Consider the following 20,310-nt stretch of genomic DNA (forward strand, 5'->3'; position numbering starts at 1 on the left):
GGAAAAAAGAGGTGGTAGTGTGTGGAAATGTTTCTGACATATCGATCAGAAACTTCCTACTCACTACCTGCAAAGGAATGCGTCTCTCAATGCACTTTCCACTCAAGCAACTAGCGGCTGCCACCGTGTTCGCGGCCAGCCTTTCGGCCATCGCCACACCTGCCTTCGCCAACATCACACCCGACCAAAGCACGGCGATTCTCAAGAGTTTCAACGAAACGTCCGTCACCGATTTCCGTGGTTTCCTCGGCGCACTGGCCAAGGGCGAGTTGGGTAAAACCAGCGACGTCGGCCCGGCAATCAGTGCCTTCCTGGATAACAAAACCCTGAGCGCCGACCAGCAGAACGAAATCAATCGCCTGCTCGGTATCTACACTCGCGTGAAGTACGGCAAGGCCGCCACCGAAACCCTGCGTGAGCTGGTGGAAATCCCGACCTTCAACGTCGACGGTGTGCCGCAGTACAAGAACCCGGAATTCATCAAGATCGCCGGCAAGATCCAGGCCCTGGCGAAAGACTTCAACCTGAACTTCCGCAACATCGACAATCGCGTCTACGAGATTTCCCTCGAAGGCAGCGGTGATGAAGTGGTCGGTATCCACGCCCACGCCGATGTGGTGCCGGTGACGCCAGAGAACTGGGTGCTCAAGGATGGCACCAAGCTAGATCCGTTCAAGGTCACGCTGATCGGCGATCGCATGTACGGCCGTGGCACCGAGGATGACAAGAACGGCATCGTGGTGGCCCTGTACGCCATGAAGGTCATCAAGGAAGAAAAGCTGCCGCTGGCGCGCAATTTCAAGCTGCTGGTGGACACCACCGAAGAAACCTCCGGCGACGCGATCCCCTATTACTTCGAGCACAACCCGACGCCGCAGTACAACCTGGCGCTGGACGGCGGCTACCCGGTGGTGATTGCCGAGAAAGGCTACGGCACGGTCATGGCCACCTTCCCGCGTCGCAAGGGTGAAGGCAAAGGCGCGGAAATCATCTCGATGACCGGCGGCATGGCGACCAACCAGATCCCTTCGGCCTCGGTCGCGACCTTCGTCAGCGACAAACCGGCCGAGCTGGCCGCCAGCCTGCAAAAGGCCGGGACTGAATACGCCAAGCGCAACGGCGGTGATTTTGCAGTGGCCGCCAAGGTCGACGGCAAAAACGTCAAGCTGACCGTCACCGGCGTGTCCGCTCACTCCTCCGAACCCGAGTCCGGGGTCAACCCGGTCGCGCGCATGCTGGAGCTGATCCACAGCGTCGACGGCAAGATTGCCCTCAAGCACAACCACATCACCGACGCGGCGCGTTATGCGTCCGACAACTGGGGCCTGGATTACCTCGGCGGCAAATTGGGCGTGGGCTTCTCCGATGATTTCATGGGCCCGTTGACCACCTCGCTGACCTTTGTCGGCCTGGATGACAAAGCCTTCAAGCTGGCGGTGAACCTGCGCGTGCCGAAGGGCAAGTCGCCGGAGAAACTCAAGGCCGAGATTGCCGACAAGCTGAATGCCTGGGACAAGCAATCCAAGGTCAAGGTGGACTTCACCTACTCGGTCGCCGAACCGATGTACCGCAACCCGGAAGGTGAATGGGTCAAGGCTTTGTTGGCCGTCGCCAGCGAAAACCTGGGCATGGAGCACAAGTTCGGCACCTCGGCCGGCGCGACATCGGTACACGAACTGCCCAATGGCGTGCAATTCGGCCTGGCGCGCCCGGAAGTGAAGTACACCGGGCACACCGACAACGAGTTCAAGACCGTCGACCAGTTCCTGCTGGACCTGCAGATCGTCACCGAAATGATGAGCCGTATCGGCCAGCTGCCGAAGCTCTGATCCAAAGGAGCCCGCCGCAATGGCGGGCTCTTCAGGCTTGCAGCATCAACATATCCTCGAAAAAACCACCGACCGGCTCCGTGGGATGGCACAGCTGGATCTCCAGCACCCAGGCCATTTCACTCGGCGGGATTTCCAGGTCCGCCAGGTCCTTGCACTCGAACAACGCGTGGGGGAAATCCGCGAGGCGATGCCCCGCGAGATTGCGCGCCAACCTCCAGCCTTTTGACACCGCACTCTGCTCGGCAAAGTCATACAGTTCGCGACCGGTGAGGCCCCCTAGCCAAGCGTCGCGGGTCGCATCGAACACTTCGTGCAGGGCCGTCCTGCATGCCAGGTGCAACGGCGATTCACCGAATACAAAGGTATCGCCATAATCGCCCTCGTAGCCATCCCACACCGGGCCCAGGTCGACCACGACGATATCGGTGGCGCGTAGCCTGCGTTGACGATCAATACCTTCGCGGGGTGGGCGAACGGTATCGTCGCCAAAACGAATATAAGTCGGATGCCAGGTGTGGGACGCGCCCATGGCCTGCAGTTGTTCGGCGGCCATATCAAGGGCTTCGCCGGTGGTCATGCCCACCTGCAGGCGGCTGGCAATTGCCGCCAGGGCGCGTATGGACTGGTCGCGCGCCGCCAGCATGCCGTCCAGGGAGTAGCGCGGACCAACTTTTTCCCACACAGGATGCAGCGGCTTCGATGCCGTGCCCGCACTCGACCGGCCGCTGGGCACAAAGGCTTCCGCGACAAACCGATGGCCCGGCAGGCCCGCTTCCAGGCACTCGGTACGCACCTGGGTGATCATTGCGCCGCTACCGCACGCGTACACGTGGGCCACTTCCCAGTGATGCCCATGGCTGAGCGCCACTTCCTCCACCCGGCCCTGCGAGGCCAGCACCGGGTGCCAGTGAAAACGCGGGTGCTCGATCACCGCTGCGTCCAGGAACACGCGGTCATAAAAATCGGCCGGCTGCGCACCGCCCCAGTACAACGTCACCTCGACATCGCGCTTCAAGGCGCTCAGCAGGATCGGCTTGATGCCGGCGTAGCCGGTGCCCGTGGCGAATAAGACTACGGGCGTATCGTCATGGTCCTGCCAGGTACAGGCACCAAACGGCCCTTCCAGTTGCAACAGGTCGCCGGCTTCCAGGCCCCCCAGCAGGGTTTCGGAAAACAGCCCGCCGCTGACCTGGCGAATCTGGAAGACCAGCCGCCCCTCGTCTTCGGCCGGCAGGTTGGCGATCGAGAAACAGCGCGAGTCGCCGTCGACCAGTTGGATCTTGAGGTACTGGCCCGCCCGCACCGCCAAGGGCGTATCCGGCATCACCACCAACTCGATGATGTCGGGGCTGAGTGCGCGTTTGCTCAGCATGGTTGCCTCGACGACCAACGCGGGCGAGTCCAGCGACCAGCCGGGAATTTCCAGGCGCATGTCGCCGCAGGCGTGGCTCTGGCACAACAACATCTCATTGGCTGCCAGCGGATAGCACGGCGCCGGTGCATCCGGCGCGAGCTGTTTGGCCCGGTACTGACCTTCTGCGACCACCACCTTGCACGACCCACAAGCACCGCGGCGGCAGGAAAATGGCACGGACAGGCCGTGGGCGAGCATCGCATCCAACAACAGCTCATCACCGGCCTCAAAGGTTTTCCCCGAGGGGGACAGTTCAATGACATGACGTGTATTCATAACAACCTCGGGGTAAGTGAGGCTTGATTGTTGCGCTAGACTAGGCCCATTAAAACCTCCAGTTTTGGATACTTCAGATGGTCCAGATGCGTAAATGGCGTCCGCTGCTCAAGCTGGACGAGGGTGACGGCCAGGCGTCCTACCGCAAAATCGCCGAAGGCCTGGTGACCGCGATCGTTGAAGGGCGATTGCCGCCCGGCACATTGCTGCCGGGCACGCGGGAAATGGCGCAGTTGCTCGACGTCAACCGCAAGACCGTGATCCTCGCCTACGAAGAAGCGTTGACCAAAGGCTGGCTCGTCAGCGAGCCACGCCGTGGGACCTTCGTCAACGCGCAACTGACGCCCAAGCAGTTGCCGAGTCGCGCGCAACAGTCCTTCGCTCCGCCCATCCTCGCGCAGGCGGTCGCCCCGTATTTCGCCCAGAACGCCCAGGTGACGGCACTGCAGCATCGGCATGGCGCGCTGTTTTTCGATAACGGCACCAGCGATCACCGCTTGCTGCCCCAGGCCGTCCTGCATCGGTACTACCGCAATGCATTGCGCAACAGCTTCAGCTCCAACACCGTGCGCTACGGCAGCGAGGGCACGGGCTACCATTTGCGCTGCGCCCTGGCCGAGATGTTGCGCAACAACCGCGGGTTGACGGTCAGCGCCGAGAATATCTGCCTCACCCAAGGCACCCAGGTGTCGCTGTACCTGACCGCGAGCCTGCTGCTCAAACCCGGAGACGTGGTGCTGGTGGAACGCCTGAGTTACCCACCCGCGTGGGAGATTTTCCGCAAACTCGGCGCGCAACTGGTCACCGTGGAGATGGACGAAGAAGGCTGTCGCACGGACCAGATCGACCGCCTCTGCCGCGAACACAAGGTGCGGATGATCTATCTCACCCCACACCACCAGTTCCCCACCACCGTGAGCCTGCACGCGGCGCGACGCCAGCAGCTGTTGGCGTTGGCGGCACTGCACGATTTCTGCATCATCGAAGAAGACTACGACCACGAATACCACTTCAACGGGCGGCCCTACCTGCCCCTCGCCAGCGACCGCTCGCAGCGCCATGTAATCTATGTCGGTTCGTTATCCAAAGCCCTTGGCTCGACGTTTCGCTGCAGTTATGTGGTGGCACCCACGGATGTGATCCAAGCCCTGCATAGCAATGCCGCGCTGATGATGGGGGATGCCGATGCGGTCGCGCAGAAAATGCTCGCCGATCTGATCAATGATGGGGAGCTGAAGAAGCATTTGCGCCGGGTGTCGAAGGAATACCGCGTCCGCCGCGAAACCTTGCAGAGCTGCCTGCATGAGGCGTTCGGGGATCGAATCAAGGTACGGGAGCCGGAAGGTGGCCTGGCGCTGTGGGTACGCTTCGACGATGAAATCAACGTCGAACAGATGGTCAGCGCGGCGCTGGATCACGGGCTGGTCGTACGCAGTGGCCGGCAGTTTTCGCCGCTGGACCAGCCGGAAAATGCACTGCGCCTGGGCTTTGCAGCACTCAATCAGGCAGAAATCCGCGAGGCTACAGTGCGTTTGGCCCACGCGGCGAACTTGCGATAAAACGCGCACAAACAAAAACGCCGATCATTGCTGATCGGCGTTTTCATTGAATATGGAGCGGGAAACGAGACTCGAACTCGCGACCCCGACCTTGGCAAGGTCGTGCTCTACCAACTGAGCTATTCCCGCAAATGGCGTCCCCTAGGGGACTCGAACCCCTGTTACCGCCGTGAAAGGGCGGTGTCCTAGGCCACTAGACGAAGGGGACACACAACTGAAACACATGGTGTGTATTTCAGTGTCCAGAGATTAAATCCGAAGATTATGCCCTGGTTTCACTCAGTGCCGCCCGAGAGCAACACTGCTTAAATTTGGAGCGGGAAACGAGACTCGAACTCGCGACCCCGACCTTGGCAAGGTCGTGCTCTACCAACTGAGCTATTCCCGCATATTGGCGTCCCCTAGGGGACTCGAACCCCTGTTACCGCCGTGAAAGGGCGGTGTCCTAGGCCACTAGACGAAGGGGACACACGTACAACATTCACTCCCTACCGCGTTTCGCTGTGTGCTTTACGCTGTAAGTGGCGCGCATTCTATGGATGGATTGAAAGGTCGTCAACCCCCAAGGATAAATTTATTTAAATCAATGACTTCGCCCTGCTTTGCGGGCCCCGGCGGGCATTCTGCCCGTTAGGGCTTTGACGCCTATATTCTGGCGCACCACAAGGCGCTATAGTTCGCTCCAGCAAATGATGGCAATGTGCATCCATGCAGGGAACGCCTTACCTATATAGAAGAAACTACCCGGGCAACTGGTCGCTCAGTCCTATCCGGCGGATGCCTCAGTCTCTACACTCCACAGCAAACCCTATAAAGAGGTCACACCGGTGACACCACTCATGATCACCCTGCTGGTAATAGCCGGGATCGTAATACTGATCGCCATTGGCTACATGAACCACGTGGTGGAAAACAACAAGCTGGAAAAGAAGCGCACCGAGATCGAGCTCAATGATCGCCTGCGCCGTTGCGGTGAAATCACCGAGACCTTCCCCGGCCAGTTGATGACGCCGGCGCTCAAATTGTTGCTGACCCGCCTGGAACTCAACGTCAACCAGCGCCTGTTGAATCTCAACAAGACCAGCGCACCGATCAAGGCCCGGATCACCGAGTTGAATGCATTGGTGGCCCAGGGCGAGTCGATCCCGGTGGCCAACCCGCCCGCCCCGATCCAGACCGAAGCCAAGGCCAAGGACGTGCGTTTCCTGCTCGAAGCCCTGCACGGCCAAGTCACCCGCGCCGCCCAGGACGGCTTCCTGCCGACCAACGAAGCCAAGCACTGGATCAAGGAAATTCGCCATATTCTGGTGCTGCTGCACATCGAGTTCTTCAACAACCTTGGCCAGCATGCCCTGCAACAAGGCCAACCGGGCCAGGCCCGCCTGGCGTTCGAGCGTGGCGTGCAGTACTTGCGCAAACAGCCGGAACCGGTGATCTACAGCGCGCAGCTGCAACAGCTGGAAGCGCAACTGGCCAAGGCCAACTCGACAGTGCTGACCAACAGCAAGCCGGCCGAAGACGAAGTCAACGAGCTGACCGAAGGCCTCAAAGTGGTCGACGCCGACGCCGAGTGGAAAAAGAAAGTCATCTACGACTGAGTGGCCGTCCTGCGGGCCCGCGCGTTGAGGCGAGCCCGCTTGTTGTGGCGAACGAGCTTGTTGTGAAGAGCGGGCTTGTTGTGGCGAGCGGGCTTGCCCCGCGTTGGGCTGCGAAGCAGCCCCATCACAGCAAAACGCGGTGTTTCAGTTCCCCCCTCTCTGCCTGATCTTGGGGCCGCTTCGCAGCCCAACGCGGGGCAAGCCCGCTCGCCACAACAGCCCCTCATCCACAACACTTCCATTCACCTCAACAACCCTCATCCACAACAACCCCATTCATCCCAACAAACCCTCTTACACAACAACCCACTCCCCCAATAACCCCTCATCCACAACACCCCCCCACCCACCCCATCAAACCCTCCCCCACAACACGCGGCTTGCCACAAAATGCCATCAATGTGCATCTATCCAGCCGCCCCCGACTAGGGTAAAAACGTGCCCCTAACTCCGTAAAGTCAGAGGCCCGCTATGCCTGTCGCCGTTATCGATGGACAACCGCTGCACTACGTCGACCAAGGCACCGGCCCGGTCGTACTGCTGGGTTCCAGTTACCTGTGGAACAGCGACATGTGGGCGCCGCAGATCAACGCCCTGGCGAAATATTATCGAGTGATCGCCCCTGAGTTATGGGGCCATGGCCAATCGGGCCAGATGCCCGAGACCACTGAGTCCCTGGACGACCTGGCCGACCAGGCACTGCGTCTACTGGATCACCTGCAGATCGACAAGGTCAATCTGGTCGGCCTTTCGGTCGGCGGCATGTGGGGGGCACGCCTGGCGTTGAAGGAGCCCGGCCGGATCAATAGCCTGGTGCTGATGGACACGTATCTGGGCGCAGAACCTCAGGCAACCCGCGACTACTACTTCTCGCTATTGAAGATGATCGAAGACGCAGGCCACTTCCCGGAGCATTTGCTGGATATCGTCGCGCCGATTTTCTTTCGGCCGGGAATCGATCGTGAATCGACCTTGTACAAGGGTTTCCGCCACACTCTGACAGGCTTCTCCGCAGAGCAGCTGCGTGACAGCATCGTGCCACTGGGCCGCGTCACCTTCGGTCGCAGCGATATCCTCGATCAGTTGCACAAGCTCAGCCCCGCTACAACGCTGGTGATGTGTGGGGAAGATGACCAGCCGCGACCTCCGGCCGAGGCTCGGGAGATGGCCGAGTCGATTGGCTGCCCACTGGTGCTGATTCCAGGTGCCGGGCATATTTCCAGCCGCGAAAATCCGGAGTTCGTGAATGGCGCGTTGCTGACTTTCCTGGCCAGCCACACCTGATTCCGGCGTTTTGATCGCGGTAACCAGACGCCGATCAAAGCCGGAAATGCCCGACCATCCCCTTCAGCTCCGCACCCAGCTGCGCCAGTTGGATACTCGACGCAGCGTTGCCCTGCATGCTCAACGCCGATTGATCGGCACTGGCACGAATGCTGGTGACACTGCGGTTGATCTCTTCGGCCACCGAGCTTTGCTCCTCGGCGGCGGCAGCAATCTGCTGGTTCATCTGCTGGATCAGTGACACCGCCACCGCGATGCTGCCCAGCGCACTTTCGGTTTCCAGCGCGTCGCTGACGGCCAGTTTCACCAGCTCGCCGCTTTGCTGGATCTGCTGCACCGAAGACTGCGCCGCGTTGCGCAAGGTGCTGACCAGCCGTTCGATTTCTTCGGTGGATTGCTGAGTGCGCTTGGCCAACGCCCGCACCTCATCGGCCACCACGGCGAACCCACGCCCCTGCTCACCCGCGCGGGCGGCTTCGATAGCCGCGTTGAGGGCCAGCAAGTTGGTCTGCTCGGCGACGCTCTTGATCACACCCAACACCGTGCCGATGTTCTGGATCTCGGCACTCAGGCTCTCGATGCTGGCGCTGGCATGGGTGCTTGAGGTGGCGAGCAGCTCGATGCGCTGCAGACTCTGGCGCACCACCTGCTGGCCGCAGTCGACTTTGTCGTCCGCGGTCTGCGCGGCTTGCGCGGCCTCTTCGGCATTGCGCGCCACGTCATGCACGGTGGCTGTCATCTGGTTCATGGCCGTGGCCACCTGCTCGGTTTCTTCCTTCTGGCTGCTGACCTCGACATTGGTCTGCTCGGTGACGCTGGAGAGCGAATGCGCCGAGCTGGCGAGTTGCTCGATACCCGCCTGCAGGCCGCTGACCATCTGGCTCAGGCCATTGCCCATCTGCTGCATCGCCTGCATCAGCTGGCCGATTTCATCACGGCGAGTGACCTCCATGCGCCCGCTCAGATCGCCGGCGGCAATCTGCTGGGCCACGGCAATCACACTGCGCAGCGGCGCGACGATCAGGCGGGTAATCACCCAGGCCGCAATCAAGCCCACCAGCAGGGCCAGGGCCGACGAGCCAATGATCAGCAGCGCGCTTTTCTTCAGCTGCGCCTGCATCGACTGGTCTTCGGCGTCATACGCCTGGTTGACGCGGCTGACCACTTGCTCGGCGCGATCGCGCAGCTGCTTGTAGACGCCTTTTTCCTGTGCCAGCAGGCCGGTGTATTCAGCGAGTTTCTCGCTGAACGCGGCAATGTGCCCAGAGACCTCGTTGAGCACCGTTTGATAACCGGGGTCCTTGACCGAGGTTTTCAGTTGTTCGACCTGGGCCAGGGCCTGGTCCGCCTGCTCGATCTTGCCCTGTTCGGCGTCGTCCGCATCCACCTTGCGGCTCTGGTCCAGGCGCACATGGGCTTCGTTCATCGCCTGCAGCATCAGGCGCGAGACCTGGCTGACCTGCCCGGCCTGCTCAATGAATTCGGCGCCCTCCTTGCCCTGGCTTTCCTTCAAGCCATACGCGCCGTCATCCGCCAGCCCGGCCTGCAACACGTCGAGGTTATTGGCCACGCTGGACACCGACCAACTGGCCATTTCCAGCGCCAGGTCCTTGGTCTGGGTCAGTTCGACGAATTCATCGAAGGCCTTGCGGTAGGCGGCCAGGGCCTGTTCGACATCGCTCATCACCGGCCCATTCGCGGCGGACTGCGCCTTGAGGCTCGCCGCCTGGGCGGCCAAGGCGTCGACACTGGCGTGCAGGGCATCGACCGCCTTGGGGTCGGCGTGCAGCGCGTAGTCCTGTTCGATCAGGCGCACCTTGAGCAACCCGCTGTTGAGCGATGACATCGCCGTGAGGCCTTCGAAGCGTTGCCCAACGGTCTGCAGGGACCACACGCCAATGGCCGCGACCACGGCCGTCAGCAGCAGTACCAAGGTGAACCCCAAGCCCAGCTTTTTCGCCATACCGAGGTTGGCGAAACGTCGTTGCACGCCCGAAATCATTGCACTTGCATCCTCTCGCAATGGCAGATGCCATCAAGCCCGGTTGACCAGAAGCGAGATTGGCAACCCCAAGGCACTGAGCACAAGACGTTGGCGCCTGAATAATGGCAAAAAGCTACTTGCTCGTCGTTTTCAGAATGGTCGAGGTCGATCTGGCAGGCCCCAAGGCCCGGAAAAACGCCTGGGCACGCTGGTCAGCCGCGTAGGCCACGTTGATGCGCAGCCAATCGCTGGGTTCACCGCCTGGATTGAACAACGCGCCAGGCGCCAGCAACACCCCGAGCCGCCGCGCACAGGCCTGCAACCGCGAACGATCGCCGCCGCCTGGCCGCGCCCACACGAACATGCCGCCGGCCGGCACCGCGAACACCTCCCACTCCTCATCCTCCAGGACTTGCAGGGTCGCGGCCATCTCAATACTCAACCGCTTGCGCAAGCGCTGCACCCATTTGCGGTACGTGCCATTGGCCAGCAGCGTGGCCACCACCGCCTCGGCAAATCGCGAGGTGCCGAAACCGGTCAGGGTCTTGAGGCTGGCCAGTTGCTCGATGAGCGTCGTACTGGCACTGAGGTAGCCGACTCTCAAGGCACTGCTCAAGCACTTGGAAAAACTCGCCACATAGATCACCCGATCATCATGGGGCAACGCCGAAAGTCGCGTGCAACCGGCGTGCTGCAAGTCGCCGTAGACATCTTCTTCGATGATCAGGAAGTCTTTGCTGCCCGCCAACTCCAGCAGACGCTCGGCCACTGCGCGGTTCAGGCTGGTGCCGGTGGGGTTGTGATACAGGCTGTGGATGAACAGGCACCTGGGCCGATGGCGCTGCAACAGGGCTTCCAGCGCCGGGATGTCCGGGCCTGCGCGGGTACGCGGCACTTCCAGCAACCGCACTCCGTGAAACGCCAGTTGCCGATAAAGGTTGCCGTAACCGGGGGTTTCAACCACCACACTGTCACCGGGCCTGAGCAACGTGCGAATAAGCAGGTCCTGGGCGTGGCTGGCGCCGCCAGTGGTAAGGATACGGTCGAGGCTGGTGACTATATGCATGCGGGACAGGCGCTTGAGCAGTTGCTCGCGCAGCGATGCCAGTCCCAGGGGCGTGCTGTAGTTGAACAGGCCGCCCGTGTCGGTACGGGTGACTTCGCGAATCGCGTAACTGATGTCATCGCTTTCGCGCCAGGCATCCGGCAACCAGCCACAGCCGAGCTTCAGCTCTCCCAGCGGATTATCGGCAAAGGCGCCCCACTCCCGCTCCGCGCCTTCATACCAGTGCCCCTCGGTCAGCGCGGTCGGCGGGGCCACCACAAAGCCTGAGCCCGGCCTGGCAGCCAACACGCCCTGGGCGACCATCCGTTCGAATGCCTCGATCACGCTGGACTGGCTGAGCAGGTTATCGAGGGCCAACTGCCGCACGGACGGCAGGCGCGTGCCGGGGCTTACCCCGTCCCTGCGAATCCACTCCGCCACGGCGCTGACGATTTGCTGCACCACCGGTACAAGGGCTTGTCGATCGATCCCTAAATCCATGAGCCACTCACTTCAACTGTCTGTTATTCAACCCCAAAGAGTTAAGCACAGAAGGCCGTCATGACCGGCTGCTAAGATTTATTAAATTATTGATTTTATTAGGTTATTTACCTGGTGATACACATTCGGGCGCGGCACTTTGCCAGCTTTGGAAATACCCCACAGCCCCCCAATCCCTTTTCGATTGGGGCGCCGCGCGAGGTCCTAGATTGCCGTTGCGCCACCGTCCACCGCCAGTGCCTGGCCAGTGGTGAATGCAGCGCCATCGCTACAGAGGTAGAGCACCGCACTGGCAATTTCCTCGACCTTGCCGATGCGCCCGACCGGGTGCATGGCCGCGGCAAATTCGGCTTTGCGCGGGTCGGCTTCATAGGCTCGCCGGAACATATCGGTGTCGATCACCGCCGGGCAGACGGCATTGACGCGGATTTTCTTCTTCGCATACTCGATGGCCGCCGATTTGGTCAGGCCGATCACGGCATGCTTGGAGGCGGCGTAAATGCTCATTTTCGGCGCGGCCCCCAACCCCGCCACAGACGCCGTGTTGACGATCGCCCCGCCGCCCTGGGCCAGCAGCAGCGGTAGCTGGTGTTTCATGCACAGCCACACCCCCTTGACGTTGACACCCATGATGGCGTCGAACTCATCCAGGCTGCCGTCCGCCAACTTGCCCTTCTCGATCTCGATCCCGGCATTATTGAAGGCGTAATCCAGGCGGCCATAAGCAGCAACGGTCTGCGCCATCAGTTGTTGCACGTCCGCCTCAAGGGTGACATTGCAACGCACGAACAGCGCCTCACCTCCGGCCTGTTGGATCAAAGCGACGGTGCCTTCACCGCCGGCCACATCCAGGTCGGCGACCACCACTTTCAAGCCTTCGCCAGCGAAGGCCAGCGCGGTGGCGCGGCCAATACCGGCGGCGGCGCCAGTGACCAGGGCGACCTGGCCGGAAAACGTCATGCTCATGGGGGATGTCCTGTGGGAAAAATAGCCGTGGGTCGAGTCTAGCCAACGCCGCGCTGGGCGCGTCAGCACTATCAGAAGGCCGGTTGGGGCTGCATGAATCGCAGTGATAAGGCCCACTGCATGACTATCAGCAAGGCCTATCGGCGGGCATTCGCGCCTTCGGTCAACCTTGCCCCGCGCGCGTTCAAGGTCTATCACTTGAGGTTCATTTCCAGAAGAGTCGCTGCCATGACCGCCCAGACCAACCGTCAATTCCTGCTCGCCAAGCGCCCGGTCGGCGCAGCCACCCGGGATACCTTCACCTACCAGGAAGTGCCGGTTGGCACGCCCCAGGACGGGCAAGTGCTGGTACGCAATGAATACCTGTCCCTCGACCCGGCCATGCGTGGCTGGATGAATGAAGGCAAGTCCTACATTCCGCCGGTGGGCATTGGTGAAGTCATGCGCGCGCTGGGCGTGGGCAAGGTGATTGCCTCCAACAACCCGAAATTTGCCGTAGGCGATTACGTGAATGGCGCGCTGGGGGTGCAGGATTACTTCCTCGGCGAGCCGCGCGGGTTCTACAAGGTCGACCCGACGCTTGCCCCGCTGCCGCGCTACCTGTCGGCCTTGGGCATGACGGGCATGACCGCCTACTTCGCCCTGCTCGACACCGGGGCGCCCAAGGCCGGTGAGACCGTGGTGATCTCCGGTGCCGCCGGCGCGGTGGGCAGCATTGCCGGGCAGATCGCCAAGATCAAAGGCTGCCGCGTGGTCGGCATTGCCGGCGGCGCCGACAAGTGCAAGTTCCTCGTCGATGAACTGGGCTTCGACGCCGCCATCGACTACAAAAGCGAAGACGTGCCTGCTGCCCTCAAGCGCGAGTGCCCCAAAGGGGTCGATGTGTATTTCGATAACGTCGGCGGTGACATTCTCGACGCCGTGCTCAGCCGCCTGGCACTGAAGGCCCGCGTGGTGATCTGCGGTGCCATCAGCCAATACAACAACAAGGAAGCCGTGAAGGGTCCGGCCAACTATCTGTCACTGCTGGTCAATCGCGCGCGCATGGAAGGTTTCGTGGTGATGGACCACGCCGCCAACTTCGCCGCAGCCGGCCAGGAAATGGGCGGCTGGATGGCGCAGGGCAAGCTCAAGAGCAAGGAAGATATCGTGGAAGGGCTGGAGACGTTCCCGGAAACGTTGATGAAGCTGTTCAACGGCGAGAACTTTGGGAAGTTGGTGCTCAAGGTCAGCTGACATACCACAGGCAGTCCGGTCGCCACTGTTATATGGGAGCCGGGCTTGCCCGCGATGCAGGCGCCTCGGTGTTTGAGCGACACCGAGGCGCTGCGGTCAGTGCTTACATGATCTCGGCAACCACCGCCGCCAGCGCCTTGGCCGGGTCCGCCGCCTGGCTGATCGGGCGACCGATCACCAGGTAGTCGGAACCTGCATCCAGTGCCTGGCGTGGCGTGAGGATGCGGCGCTGGTCATCCTGGGCGCTGCCGGCCGGGCGAATACCTGGGGTCACCAGTTGCAGCGACGGATGCGCAGCTTTCAGGGCCTGGGCTTCCAGTGCCGAGCACACCAGGCCATCGAGGCCGGCTTTCTGCGCCAGGGCGGCCAGGCGCAGGACCTGCTCCTGAGGCTCGATATCCAGGCCGATGCCGGCCAGGTCTTCGCGCTCCATGCTGGTAAGCACGGTCACGCCGATCAGCAAGGGCTTCGGGCCGCTGCGCTGTTCCAGCACTTCCCGGCAGGCACTCATCATGCGCAGGCCGCCGGAGCAGTGCACATTGACCATCCACACGCCCATCTCGGCGGCGGCCTTGACCGCCATCGCGGTGGTGTTGGGGATGTCGTGGAATTTCAGGTCGAGGAACACCTCGAAACCTTTGTCACGCAGGGTGCCGACGATTTCCGCGGCGCAACTGGTGAACAGTTCCTTGCCGACCTTGACCCGGCAAAGCGTGGGGTCCAACTGGTCAGCCAGCTTCAGTGCGGCGTCACGAGTGGGGTAATCCAGGGCGACGATGATAGGAGTCTGGCAGGCGGACATTGGAATGGGCTCTCAGGCAAGTCGAAATCGGCGCGGATTGTAGCGCAAGCGGCGCCGTTGCGGGATCCGATGATCGGTAAATACTGACCAACCGCCGTCAGTCGGGCATTTCCGGGAATTATTTCAAAATTGATACATTCACGACATGCGCCCAACACGCCCCAGGGCTAGCCTCGCCCGCACGACCCACCGACCAGCACTTCCAGCCATGGGGCTGGGCGCCTATGCTGACCGCAACAACCAGGCAGATGATCGCACTATGCATACCCCTTCCGTCCCTGTAAATGACGAGCAAAAAGGCGCGGCGATCGCCGATGACAAGCGCTGGAACACCCGCGCGCTGATCGTTGACGACGATGTGCCGATCCGCGAACTGCTGATCGACTACCTCGCGCGCTTCAATATTCTCGCGACCGGCGTGACCGACGGCGCAGCGATGCGCCAGGCCATGCAAGCCGAAACCTTTGATGTGGTGGTGCTCGACCTGATGCTGCCGGGTGAGGATGGGCTGTCGCTGTGCCGCTGGTTGCGCGCCGAATCGGACATCCCGATCCTGATGCTCACCGCCCGCTGCGAGCCCACCGACCGCATTATCGGCCTGGAACTGGGGGCCGACGACTATATGTCCAAGCCGTTCGAGCCGCGCGAGTTGGTGGCGCGCATCCAGACCATCCTGCGCCGAGTGCGGGATGACCGCACCGAGCAGCGCGCGAATATTCGCTTCGATAACTGGCGGCTCAACAGTGTGTTGCGTCAACTGGTGGCCGACGATGGCCTGGTCGTGCCGCTGTCCAATGCCGAATTCCGCCTGCTGTGGGTGTTTATCGAGCGCCCGCGTCGGGTATTGAGCCGTGAGCAATTGCTGGATGCCGCCCGTGGCCGTTCGATCGAAGCCTTTGATCGCAGCATCGATCTGCTGGTGTCGCGCCTGCGGCAAAAACTCGGGGATGACCCGAAGGCCCCGCAACTGATCAAGACCGTGCGTGGCGAAGGCTACCTGTTCGACGCCCGGGATATCGGCTGATGCGGGCCCCCTTCAACACGCTGTTCGGGCGGCTGTTCGGCGTGTTGCTGGTGGCAATTGTGCTGGCCCACCTGCTGGGGTTCTTCTGGTTTCACCATTACGGTCCACCGCCGCCACCGCCGCAGGGCACTTTCGTCGAGCAGCCGGACGGCACGATGAAGCTGTTGCCCAAGCATAAGCGCTCCTGGTTCAACGGCCCGGCAGTGCCACTGACGTTCCAGTTCATCTCGCTGATCATCGCCGCCTGGTATGGCGCCAAGTTGCTGAGCCGGCCGATCCAGCGCCTGAGTGAAGCCGCCGAGCGCCTGAGCCTGGACCTCGACAGCCCGCCCCTCGACGAACTGGGGCCGCGAGAGGCCAAACAGGCAGCATCGACCTTCAACCTGATGCAGCGGCGCATCCGCGAGCAGGTCAGCCAACGCGCACGCATGCTCGGTGCCGTTTCCCACGACCTGCGCACCCCGCTGTCGCGGCTCAAGCTGCGCCTGGAGCAGATCGACGACGTCAAGCTGCAAGGCCAGATGCGCCAGGACCTGAATGACATGATCGGCATGCTCGACGCCACGTTGAGCTACCTGCACGAACAACGCACCAGCGAAACCCGGCATTGGCTGGATGTGCAGGCGCTGGTGGAGTCGTTGAGCGAGAACGCCCAGGATCAGGGCTCCGATGTGCAATTTGCCGGCACCTGCGCGCCCTTGCAGGTGCAACCGATGGCCTTGCGTTCGTGCCTCAACAACCTGATCGACAATGCCCTGCGCTATGCCGGCACGGCGCGCGTCGAGTTGTCGGATAGCCGCGATGCGCTGGTCATCCGCGTGATCGACCATGGCCCGGGCATTGCCGCCGATAAGCGTGAGGCCGTGTTCGAACCGTTCTATCGGCTGGAAGGTTCACGCAATCGCAATTCCGGCGGCGTCGGCCTGGGCATGACGATTTCCAAGGAAGCCGCCGAGCGCCTGGGCGGCAGCCTGACCCTGGAGGAGACCCCGGGCGGCGGCTTGACCGCCGTGATGTGGCTGCCCCGCGCCTGAACGCAGGCGCCGGCAAGCCGGCTCCTACGGGTTATGAACGGGTGTCTTCGCGCCGCCCTTGCGCCTGGGTTGCACTCCAATCCATCAGCAGGCTGTACGCTACCGCCAGCAAGGTCGGGCCGATGAACAGGCCGATAAAGCCAAAGGCAATCAACCCGCCAAACACCCCGAGCAGCACGATCACCAGCGGCAGGTTGCCGCCACGGCTGATCAGGTAAGGCTTGAGCACGTTGTCCACGCCGCTGATGATGAACGTGCCCCACACCCCCAGGAACACCGCGTAGGTGTAGTCGCCCTTCCACGCCAGCCAGGCCGTGGCCGGGATCCACACCAGCGGCGGGCCCATCGGGATCAGGCTGAGCAGGAAGGTGACGATGCCCAGCACCAGCGCGCCCGGGACACCGGCGATCAGGAAGCCGATCAGCGCCAGCAAGGCCTGGGCAGCCGCCGTACCGATCACACCGTTGACCACCCGTTGTACCGTGCCGGCCACCAGTTCGATGTAGTAACCGGCACGCTCGCCGATCAACCGCTCCAGCAGACGGTGTACGAATACGGCCAGGCGCGGCCCGTCACGGTAGAAGAAGAACACGAACACCAGGCTCAGGGTCAGTTCGAGGATGCCGCCGCCGATCTGTGCACTGCGCGCCAGCAACCAGTTACCGACCTGCCCCAGGTACGGCTTGATGCTGACCATCAGCGCCGCGCCCTGCTGGTCGATGCTGTCCCACATCGCCACCAGCCGCTCGCCAACCACCGGGATCGAGCCCAGCCACGCGGGGGCTTCGGGCAAGCCGTCGACCTGAATATCCTTGATCAACGCCACCGCATCACGCACATGATCCGCCAGGTTGAAGCCCAGCCACACCAGCGGTACCGCCACCAGCAGCATCCAGACCAGGGTCAGGATCCCGGCCGCCAGGGATTCACGGCCGCCCAGCGCGCGCGTGAGCAAGCGCATCACCGGCCAACTGGCAAACGCCAGCACCGCGCCCCAGAACAGCGCCGACCAGAACGGCGCCATGACCCAGAAGCTGGCACCGAACAGCACCAGCAGCAGGATTTGCACCAGCAGGCGATCGTTATTGAGCATGGGGTATCTCTAGAAAAAGGCTGTAGGAAGAGAGCTTAGGCGAACGGCACGGGTCCGTCCGCCTTGTAACGGTCAGCGTATCAGATGCAGGTGCAGGCCTTTGGCTTCAGCGGTGCCGGTTTCCATGCGCGCGGCGCGCACACCTTTGTCGACCAGGGCCTGGCGCCAGGCTTCGGCACTGGCGCCGGTCAGGCTGACGCGCAACGTGGCGTCCAGGTTCAAGCCGCGGGAGATCAGGGTCAGCCAGGTGTCGTCAGGCTCGCCACCCAACGTGGGGAAATCCAGCTCGCCAGTGCTTTTCAACTCGCGCAACAGGGTCGCCGAGGTGGGCAGCAGGTCGCCCAGTGGCGCGTTGGCGTCCAGTTGTTCCACATGCAGATAGGCGCGGCGATTGCCGCGGGTGATGCCGTACAGCGCCACCAGCGAATTATCCTGCGGGGCTGCGAGACGCAAGAGCAGGTATTCCTGCTGGCCATCGGCGCCCATCAGCTTGGCATTGCCGAACACTTCGTTGGCCCACAGGCTGCTCTCGCCGCAATCGCGGGCCTGGCACCAGAACAACAGTTGCGCCCCCTTGGCCTGCAACGCTTCGCGCGTCGCGGTGAACGCGGCGCTGGAGGTGTGCTCGGCGGGCAGTTCATAGGTGATCGCCGTGGCTTGCCCACGGGCGGTGGCCTGGCCCTCGTAACGCAACTGGCCGCTGATCTTGCGGATCGCGCCCATGGGGTAGATGCGTTCCTTTTCTTCAGCGGGGCGGTAATCCACGATTTGTGCGTCGACCTGGCGAGCTACGCTGGGCAGGTCCTGACTGCCCGGTACGTCGGCGGCGAATACCAGAGGGCTGAAAGCACACAGCCCGAGGAAGCGGATACATCCTTTACCCAGGCTCATCGGATCGGTGAGCCCTGGCCATTGGAGGTCGCAGCGGTGTTGAGATCGTACATGGTTGACTCCCTTTCAATCCGCCCAGCCTCGGCAGTTGACCGCGCCAAGTCAAGGCGTGGAGAAGAACCGATTGAAACAGTCTGCAACAAGAGCTGCGCCGGGCTCATCATTCAAGTGTAAATGATGGCCGCCCGGCAGCGTGGTGACCGAGAAAGGCAGCTGAGAAAGCAATTCGGAATGTTTCGCCAGCATGCCGTCGGCGGCGACCACCAACTGTGTCGGGCACGCCACACGCCGCACGAAAGCCATCGCCTGCTCATCCGTCAGACGCATCGGCGATGCCAGCGTCAGGCGGCTGTCCGTGCGCCAGGTATACCCCCCTGGCACCGGCATCAAACCGCGCTGGGCCAGCAGTTCGGCAGCTTCCCGGCTGACGGCCACCACGCCTTTCATGCGCGCTTCAACCGCCCGATCCAGGGTGCCGTAGACCGGCTTGCGCTTGTCCTGCAGGTTCAATTGCGCCTGCAAGGCCATGCCCAGCCGCTCGGCGGCAGTCTCGCCGCTGGCGGTGGGCGGGACCACGCCGTCGATCAATCCCAGGTGCGTAATACGCTCGGGCAAGGCTCCGGCCAGCACCAGCGAGACGATGGCGCCAAGGGAGTGGCCAAGTAATGCAAAACGTTTCCAGCCCAACTGTTCGGCCACTTGCAGCACGTCAAACACGTAATCCCACAAGGCATACCCGGCGCCTGCAGGACGATGCGCCGAGTGTCCATGCCCGGCCATGTCGAGGGCGATAATGCGCAAGCCGGCAAGCTTCGGCGCCAGGCGCGCGAAGCTGTTGGCGTTATCCAGCCAGCCATGCAGGGCGATCACCGGCACGCCGTCCTCGGGGCCGAACAGATGGGCGGCCAACTCGATATGCGGCAGGCTCAGGCGCACTTCTTCGACGGGCGTACTCATGCGCAACTGCGCTCACGGGCTTGCCAGCGGGCAAACAGATTCTTGATCAGGGCCGCGGTGTCCTGTGGGCGCTCGAGGGGGAACATGTGGCCGCCGGGCATGGTGAGCATTTCGCCCATGGGCAGGCGCCCGACGCCGCTGGCATGGTGACGCATCACCACCCTGCTCTGCCGGCCGCGCACCACCGCCAACGGCACTTTCAATTGACGCACCTGGCCCGGGCTGGTGTGGGGCACGCCTCGGTAGATGCTGATTTCGGTGGCCGGGTCGAAGCGCAGGCGCAGGCGATCGCCGACCTGCTGCAGGCCATGTTGCAGGTAAGCGTCAAAGCATTCGGGGTCGAAGCCGCGAAACAGCGTCTTGCCGGCAAAGTAGCTGCGCGCGGCGTCCAGGTCGGAAAACTCTTCACGCCGACCCAAGGTGCGTCCGGCCGGGGTCAGGCGGTCGATAAAGCCAAAGCGCTTGGCGGCGCGAATCACCCAGCGGTCGGCACGGGTCAGCACCGGCGAATCCAGCATCACCACCCCGCGGTACAGCTGCGGGCAGCGCATGGCCGCGTGCAAATGCAGCACGCCACCGAGGGAATGGCCCACGCCCCACACCGGTGCCGGTTGCTGCTCAAGATGGTGGATCAACTCATCCACCAGGTTCTGCCAGTTATCGTCCACCGGAAACCGGGGGTCGTGACCGTGCTGCGGCAGGTGAGCCACCGCGTATTCCGGGGCCAGGGCGGCGAACAGCTTGCCGTAGGTGGCCGAAGGAAACCCATTGGCATGGGCGAAAAACACGTGCTGCGACATAGCGGACCCATCGA

General features: G+C 62.4%; 16 protein-coding genes, 4 tRNA genes and 1 pseudogene. 7 read left to right on the forward strand and 14 right to left on the reverse strand.

Features of this window, described 5'->3' with window-relative positions:
* The first annotated feature begins 89 nt into the window (after nucleotides 1-89).
* Entirely contained in the window at nucleotides 90-1,829 is a 1,740-nt protein-coding gene (locus tag BBG20_RS06510; RefSeq protein ID WP_065901452.1) for a dipeptidase, read from the forward strand.
* 31 nt (nucleotides 1,830-1,860) lie between these two features.
* Here the strand turns inward: BBG20_RS06510 and BBG20_RS06515 are convergent, their stop codons facing one another.
* On the reverse strand, nucleotides 1,861-3,522 hold the full coding sequence (locus BBG20_RS06515) for a M24 family metallopeptidase (protein WP_065901455.1): 1,662 nt from the start codon (nucleotides 3,520-3,522) through the stop codon (nucleotides 1,861-1,863).
* 77 nt (nucleotides 3,523-3,599) lie between these two features.
* Between BBG20_RS06515 and pdxR the strand changes: the two genes are divergently transcribed.
* A complete protein-coding gene (pdxR, locus tag BBG20_RS06520) occupies nucleotides 3,600-5,081 on the forward strand; it encodes a MocR-like pyridoxine biosynthesis transcription factor PdxR (RefSeq protein WP_065901458.1) in 1,482 nt (493 codons plus the stop codon).
* A gap of 53 nt (nucleotides 5,082-5,134) precedes the next feature.
* On the opposite strand, the gene BBG20_RS06525 is transcribed toward pdxR, so the two are convergent.
* The 4 genes from BBG20_RS06525 to BBG20_RS06540 form a co-directional block, all read right to left on the reverse strand.
* Nucleotides 5,135-5,210: transfer RNA gene (locus BBG20_RS06525), tRNA-Gly, on the reverse strand.
* A 3-nt stretch (nucleotides 5,211-5,213) separates the two neighbouring features.
* Nucleotides 5,214-5,289 (reverse strand) — tRNA-Glu (locus tag BBG20_RS06530).
* A 104-nt stretch (nucleotides 5,290-5,393) separates the two neighbouring features.
* Nucleotides 5,394-5,469, reverse strand: a tRNA-Gly gene (locus BBG20_RS06535).
* Between the two features lie 4 nt (nucleotides 5,470-5,473).
* Nucleotides 5,474-5,549 (reverse strand) — tRNA-Glu (locus BBG20_RS06540).
* Nucleotides 5,550-5,908: 359 nt separating this feature from the next.
* Between BBG20_RS06540 and BBG20_RS06545 the strand changes: the two genes are divergently transcribed.
* Nucleotides 5,909-6,679, forward strand: a complete 771-nt coding sequence (locus BBG20_RS06545; protein ID WP_065901461.1) for a hypothetical protein — start codon at nucleotides 5,909-5,911, stop codon at nucleotides 6,677-6,679.
* 471 nt (nucleotides 6,680-7,150) lie between these two features.
* Nucleotides 7,151-7,963 carry an alpha/beta fold hydrolase gene (locus BBG20_RS06550; protein ID WP_065901464.1) on the forward strand — a complete coding sequence of 271 codons (813 nt, stop codon included), beginning with the start codon at nucleotides 7,151-7,153 and terminating at the stop codon, nucleotides 7,961-7,963.
* 34 nt (nucleotides 7,964-7,997) lie between these two features.
* Here BBG20_RS06550 and BBG20_RS33465 read toward each other — a convergent pair whose 3' ends face one another.
* The 4 genes and pseudogenes from BBG20_RS33465 to BBG20_RS06565 all read right to left on the reverse strand — a co-directional run bounded on the left by BBG20_RS33465 (nucleotide 7,998) and on the right by BBG20_RS06565 (nucleotide 12,459).
* Nucleotides 7,998-8,915: a methyl-accepting chemotaxis protein gene (locus BBG20_RS33465; RefSeq protein WP_404940334.1), complete on the reverse strand. Its 918-nt coding sequence runs from the start codon at nucleotides 8,913-8,915 to the stop codon at nucleotides 7,998-8,000.
* Nucleotides 8,904-9,965: pseudogene (locus BBG20_RS33470) on the reverse strand (HAMP domain-containing protein); the annotation flags it as partial. The gene BBG20_RS33465 and the pseudogene BBG20_RS33470, both read right to left, overlap by 12 nt.
* Before the next feature lie 115 nt (nucleotides 9,966-10,080).
* Nucleotides 10,081-11,493 carry an aminotransferase-like domain-containing protein gene (locus tag BBG20_RS06560; protein ID WP_065901470.1) on the reverse strand — a complete coding sequence of 471 codons (1,413 nt, stop codon included), beginning with the start codon at nucleotides 11,491-11,493 and terminating at the stop codon, nucleotides 10,081-10,083.
* A gap of 204 nt (nucleotides 11,494-11,697) precedes the next feature.
* Nucleotides 11,698-12,459, reverse strand: coding sequence for an SDR family oxidoreductase (locus BBG20_RS06565; protein WP_065901475.1), 762 nt, complete (start codon nucleotides 12,457-12,459; stop codon nucleotides 11,698-11,700).
* A 228-nt stretch (nucleotides 12,460-12,687) separates the two neighbouring features.
* Between BBG20_RS06565 and BBG20_RS06570 the strand changes: the two genes are divergently transcribed.
* Nucleotides 12,688-13,695 carry an NADP-dependent oxidoreductase gene (locus tag BBG20_RS06570; RefSeq protein ID WP_065901479.1) on the forward strand — a complete coding sequence of 336 codons (1,008 nt, stop codon included), beginning with the start codon at nucleotides 12,688-12,690 and terminating at the stop codon, nucleotides 13,693-13,695.
* 103 nt (nucleotides 13,696-13,798) lie between these two features.
* Here BBG20_RS06570 and pyrF read toward each other — a convergent pair whose 3' ends face one another.
* Nucleotides 13,799-14,497, reverse strand: a complete 699-nt coding sequence (pyrF, locus tag BBG20_RS06575) for an orotidine-5'-phosphate decarboxylase (protein ID WP_065901481.1) — start codon at nucleotides 14,495-14,497, stop codon at nucleotides 13,799-13,801.
* 259 nt (nucleotides 14,498-14,756) lie between these two features.
* Between pyrF and BBG20_RS06580 the strand changes: the two genes are divergently transcribed.
* Entirely contained in the window at nucleotides 14,757-15,521 is a 765-nt protein-coding gene (locus tag BBG20_RS06580; RefSeq protein ID WP_065901925.1) for a response regulator, read from the forward strand.
* Nucleotides 15,521-16,555: a sensor histidine kinase gene (locus BBG20_RS06585; protein WP_065901483.1), complete on the forward strand. Its 1,035-nt coding sequence runs from the start codon at nucleotides 15,521-15,523 to the stop codon at nucleotides 16,553-16,555. The genes BBG20_RS06580 and BBG20_RS06585 overlap by 1 nt, the downstream gene beginning before the upstream one ends.
* Before the next feature lie 31 nt (nucleotides 16,556-16,586).
* On the opposite strand, the gene BBG20_RS06590 is transcribed toward BBG20_RS06585, so the two are convergent.
* From BBG20_RS06590 to BBG20_RS06605, 4 genes are all read right to left on the reverse strand, one after another.
* Nucleotides 16,587-17,648 carry an AI-2E family transporter gene (locus BBG20_RS06590; RefSeq protein ID WP_065901486.1) on the reverse strand — a complete coding sequence of 354 codons (1,062 nt, stop codon included), beginning with the start codon at nucleotides 17,646-17,648 and terminating at the stop codon, nucleotides 16,587-16,589.
* 72 nt (nucleotides 17,649-17,720) lie between these two features.
* The gene (locus BBG20_RS06595) at nucleotides 17,721-18,539 is read right to left on the reverse strand and encodes a DUF4892 domain-containing protein (protein WP_065901489.1); all 819 of its coding nucleotides are present in this window, start codon (nucleotides 18,537-18,539) and stop codon (nucleotides 17,721-17,723) included.
* Between the two features lie 102 nt (nucleotides 18,540-18,641).
* Nucleotides 18,642-19,496, reverse strand: coding sequence for an alpha/beta hydrolase (locus BBG20_RS06600; protein ID WP_065901494.1), 855 nt, complete (start codon nucleotides 19,494-19,496; stop codon nucleotides 18,642-18,644).
* Nucleotides 19,493-20,296, reverse strand: coding sequence for an alpha/beta fold hydrolase (locus tag BBG20_RS06605; protein WP_065901497.1), 804 nt, complete (start codon nucleotides 20,294-20,296; stop codon nucleotides 19,493-19,495). The genes BBG20_RS06600 and BBG20_RS06605 overlap by 4 nt, the downstream gene beginning before the upstream one ends.
* Between the last annotated feature and the right edge of the window lie 14 nt (nucleotides 20,297-20,310).

Origin of the sequence: Pseudomonas aylmerensis (assembly GCF_001702265.1) — a bacterium.
In the GTDB taxonomy this organism is placed as follows: Bacteria; Pseudomonadota; Gammaproteobacteria; order Pseudomonadales; family Pseudomonadaceae; genus Aquipseudomonas; species Aquipseudomonas aylmerensis.